This window comes from Hansschlegelia beijingensis (genome assembly GCF_045505405.1).
Taxonomy (GTDB): domain Bacteria; phylum Pseudomonadota; class Alphaproteobacteria; order Rhizobiales; family Methylopilaceae; genus Methylopila; species Methylopila beijingensis_A.
Map to the genome: position 1 here is coordinate 1 of NZ_JBJKEX010000268.1, position 4,285 is coordinate 4,285.

The 4,285-nt window shown below is 69.8% G+C and carries 4 protein-coding genes; all 4 read left to right on the forward strand.

Translation table 11 applies throughout. From position 1 onward, the window contains the following. Positions 1–10: 10 nt before the first annotated feature. On the forward strand, positions 11–487 hold the full coding sequence (locus tag ACIKT0_RS13965; RefSeq protein ID WP_407105931.1) for a cytochrome c-type biogenesis protein: 477 nt from the start codon (positions 11–13) through the stop codon (positions 485–487). A 125-nt stretch (positions 488–612) separates the two neighbouring features. After that, a complete protein-coding gene (locus ACIKT0_RS13970) occupies positions 613–2,160 on the forward strand; it encodes a Do family serine endopeptidase (protein ID WP_407105929.1) in 1,548 nt (515 codons plus the stop codon). Between the two features lie 188 nt (positions 2,161–2,348). Further along, the gene (locus tag ACIKT0_RS13975) at positions 2,349–3,041 is read left to right on the forward strand and encodes a winged helix-turn-helix domain-containing protein (RefSeq protein WP_281375285.1); all 693 of its coding nucleotides are present in this window, start codon (positions 2,349–2,351) and stop codon (positions 3,039–3,041) included. Continuing rightward, positions 3,025–4,285, forward strand: a 1,261-nt coding sequence (locus tag ACIKT0_RS13980; protein WP_407105930.1) for an ATP-binding protein, incomplete at its 3' end; no start/stop codon positions are given. The genes ACIKT0_RS13975 and ACIKT0_RS13980, both read left to right, overlap by 17 nt.

Consider the following 4,285-nt stretch of genomic DNA (forward strand, 5'->3'; position numbering starts at 1 on the left):
CTGGCAGACCATGCAGCGCAGCTCGGCGCTCGCCTTCGCGCTCCTCGCCGCGCCGGCCCTCGCGGTGAACCCGGGCGAGCAACTGCCTGACCCGGCCCAGGAGGCGCGGGCGCGGGAGATCAGCGCCGAGCTGCGCTGCATGGTCTGCCAGAACCAGTCGATCGACGATTCCGACGCTCCGCTCGCGAAGGATTTACGGTTGCTCGTCCGCGAGCGCATCAGGGCGGGCGACGACGACCGGCAAGTGCTGGCCTTCCTCACCGAGCGCTATGGCGAGTTCGTCCTGCTCCGCCCTCGGCTGCGGGGCGAGACGCTGCTGCTCTGGGGCTTCGCGCCCACGATCCTTGTTCTCGGCCTCGCCGGCTACGCCGTCTGGGCGTTCCGGGCGCGCCGCCGCACGGCCGCCGCGCAGGGTCTGACCGAGGAGGAGCGTGTCAGGGTGGAGGCGCTTCTGGCGCGCGAAGCCGGGCCGGGCGCCAAGGGCTGAGCCGCCGGCCCGGCGCCTTAACGAAATTTCACGCCGCAGTCAGACAGCCGTAAGGCCGAATACGTGAATCTCCGCATCAACCGCCCATATGGGGCTCAGGACCTTTCCGCCTGGAGATCACACGAATGACGATTGAACCCAGAAGGCCGTCGGATACCGGCAGCGGCTTCCTCGCACGGCGCCGCAGGACGGTCATCGCCTCGGCGCTGGCGCTCGGCGTCGCGGGCGCGCTCGGCGGGCAGGCGCTTACCTCTTATGTCGCGCCGGCTCGCGCCGACACCGCCTCCGCCATCCAGCCTCAGGCCGGCCCGGCTCTGCCGAGCTTCGCCGAGGTCGTGGACCGCGTTAAGCCCGCGGTCGTCAGCGTCCGCGTCAAGAACATCGCGACCGACGACGAGGCCAGCGCCGGCGGCATGCCCGGCGTGCCCGGGCTCGACCAGCTTCCCAACGATCATCCGCTGAAGAAGTTCTTCAGGGAGTTCGGCCAGGGCCAGGGCGGCAAGCCGCGGCAGCATCGCGGCATGGCGCAGGGCTCCGGCTTCTTCATCTCGTCCGACGGCTACGTGGTGACCAACAACCACGTCGTGCAGGGCGCCAAGGAAGTCGAGCTCAAGCCCGACGACGACACCACCTACAAGGCGAAGGTCGTCGGCACTGATCCGCGCACCGACCTGGCGCTGCTCAAGGTCGAGGGCGACAAGAAGGACTTCCCCTATGTGAAGTTCGCCAGCGACGGTCCCCGCGTCGGCGACTGGGTGATCGCGGTCGGCAATCCGTTCGGCCTCGGCGGTTCGGTCACGGCCGGCATCGTCTCGGCGCGCGGCCGCGACATCGGCGCGGGCCCGTATGACGACTTCCTGCAGATCGACGCGGCCGTGAACCGCGGCAACTCCGGCGGCCCGACCTTCAACCTCCGCGGCGAAGTCGTCGGCGTGAACACCGCGATCTACTCGCCGTCCGGCGGCAATGTCGGCATCGCGTTCTCGATCCCGTCGGAAGTCGCGACGAACATCGTCGAGAAGCTCAAGAACGGCGGCACCATCGCCCGCGGCTATATCGGCGTGCAGATCCAGCCGGTGACGGATGAGATCGCCGAGAGCCTCGGCCTGAAGAAGGCGCAGGGCGCGCTCGTCGCGGAAGCCCAGAAGGGCACCCCCGGCGAGCAGGCGGGCCTCAGGTCCGGCGACACCATCCTCAAGGTGGATGGCGAGGAGATCGGCAGCGCGCGCGACCTGTCGCGCAAGATCGCCTCGATGGATCCGGGCAAGGAGGTCACGCTCACCATCTGGCGCGACGGCAAGGAAGAGACCAAGACGCTCAAGCTGGGCACGCTGCCCGAAGAGCCCAAGCAGGCTGCGGCCGACCAGAGCGGCGACGACGACGCCTCCGGCTCCAAGGTCAAGCTCGGCATCGAGGTCACGCCGGCCAGCAAGATGGCGGGCGCGGGCGACCAGGGCCTGGTGGTCACCAATGTCGACGAGGACGGCGCCGCAGCGGGCAAGCTCGAGGCGGGCGACGTGATCCTGCGGGTCGGCGGCAAGGACGTGTCGAGCGTCTCTGACGTCACCTCCCAGCTCGACGCTGCGCAGAAGGAGGGCAAGAAGTCCGTGCTTCTGCTCATCAAGCGCAGCGACGCCACGCGCTTCGTGGCGATCGAGATCGGCAAGAGCTGAGGCTCTGCCGACAGGTCCCGCCCGGCCGACCCCCCGCGGCCGACGGGACCTGACTGCGAGCGGCGGACGGACTTCCCCCGCCCGTCCGCCGCTTCGCATTCGCGCCCCGGGCGGGTCGCTTCTCCCTCGCCCGCCCGGGGCGGCGCATTTCAGCAGCGACGCGCTTGCAGCCGGATCGCCTCCGCGCCATGACCAACTCCATGAAACTCCTGATCGTCGAAGACGACCGCGAAGCGGCGGCCTACGTCGTCAAGGCCCTGACCGAGGCCGGCCATGTGGCCGACCACGCGGCGGACGGGCTGGACGGCTACGCGCTCGCCACCGGGTCGAACTACGACGTGCTGGTGATCGACCGCATGTTGCCGAAGCTCGACGGCCTGTCGCTGATCGGGCGCCTGCGGGCCGAGGGGCTTAAGACTCCGGTGCTGATCCTCTCGGCGCTCGGCCAGGTGGACGATCGCGTCCAGGGCCTGCGGGCGGGCGGCGACGACTATCTGACCAAGCCCTACGCCTTCGCCGAACTGCTCGCCCGCGTTGAGGCGCTGTCGCGCCGCGGCGGACCGGCGGCGGCCGAAACCGTCTACCGGGTCGGCGATCTCGAACTCGACCGCCTGTCTCACACGGTGACGCGCGCCGGGCAGGACATCCCCCTCCAGCCGCGTGAATTCCGCCTTCTCGAATATCTGATGCGCAACGCCGGCCAGGTGGTCACGCGCACGATGCTTCTTGAGAATGTCTGGGATTATCATTTCGACCCCCAGACCAACGTGATCGACGTCCATGTCTCCCGCCTGCGCTCGAAGATCGACAAGGGCTTCGACAAGCAGCTGCTGCACACCGTGCGCGGCGCGGGCTACATGATCCGTGACGGCGCTCGGTAAGCTCCTCCGCACGACCGCATTCCGGCTGGCGCTCGCCTATCTGCTGGTGTTCGCGACGCTCTCGACCGTCGTGCTGGCCTATGTGGCCTGGCACGCCAACGCGCTGATCGCCGCCCAGCTGAACGCCACCGTCGACGCCGAGATCACGGGCCTCGCCGAGCAGTACCGGCAGGGCGGCATCCGCAAGCTGGTCGCGGTGGTGGACGAGCGCTCCAACCGCTCCTCGCAGGGCACGCTCTACCTGCTGACGACGTTCCAGGGCGACGTTCTGGCCGGCAACCTGCAAGCGATCCCCGGCGCCTCGCTGGCGGAGGCCGGCGAACGCGAGATTCCGTATCAGCGCGTCGGCGAGAACAGCGTCGCGCCCTATCCGGCGGTGGTGCGGGTGTTCGTGCTGCCGGGCGGCTACAGGCTGCTGGTCGGGCGGGACACCGAGGAGCGCGAGCGGCTCTCCGCGGTCATCGCCAACGCCGTGCAGTGGTCGCTCGGGCTGGTCGTGGTGTTCGGCCTCGCCGGCGGCGTGTTCGTCGCCCGCCGCGTCCTGAAGCGGCTCGACGCGATGACGGAGACGAGCCGGACCATCATGGCGGGCGACCTTTCGGGCCGGCTCGCCGTGACCGGGTCCGACGACGAGTTCGATCGCCTGGCGCAGGCCACCAACGCGATGCTGGACCGCATCAACGAGCTCATGGCCGGGCTCAAGGAGGTCTCGGACAACATCGCGCATGACCTCAAGACGCCGCTGACCCGCTTGCGCAACCGCGCCGAGGCGGCGCTGCGCGCCGCCCATGGCGATGACGAGTGGCAGGCCGCGATGGAGCAGATCATCTCGGATTCGGAGGGCATGATCCGGATCTTCGACGCGCTGCTGCTGATCGCCCGCGCCGAATCGGGCGGCGCCCGCGGGCAGATTTCCGAGGTCGACGTCGCGGAGGTCGCGCGCGGCGTGGTCGAGCTCTACGAGCCGCTCGCCGAGGAGCGGGGCGCGACCCTCACGGTCGACGCGCCCGCCAGCATCCGCGTGCTCGGCAACCGCGAGCTCATCGGACAGCTCGTGGCGAACCTTGTGGAGAACGCGCTCAATTATGGCGCGTCGGAGGGGCGGCCGGGCGAGGTGACGGTCTCGGCCTCGGCGAACGAGACGGAGGCGCGCATCGTGGTGGCGGATCGCGGGCCGGGCATTCCGCCGCAGGACCGGTCGCGCGCCATGGAGCGCTTCGTGCGGCTGGACACCAGCCGTTCGC

Bases quoted from the DNA above. Each gene is read 5' to 3' on its own strand.
- ACIKT0_RS13965 (WP_407105931.1), top strand. From the start codon at position 11: ATGCAGCGCAGCTCGGCGCTCGCCTTCGCGCTCCTCGCCGCGCCGGCC.
- ACIKT0_RS13975 (WP_281375285.1), top strand. From the start codon at position 2,349: ATGACCAACTCCATGAAACTCCTGATCGTCGAAGACGACCGCGAAGCG.
- ACIKT0_RS13970 (WP_407105929.1), top strand. From the start codon at position 613: ATGACGATTGAACCCAGAAGGCCGTCGGATACCGGCAGCGGCTTCCTC.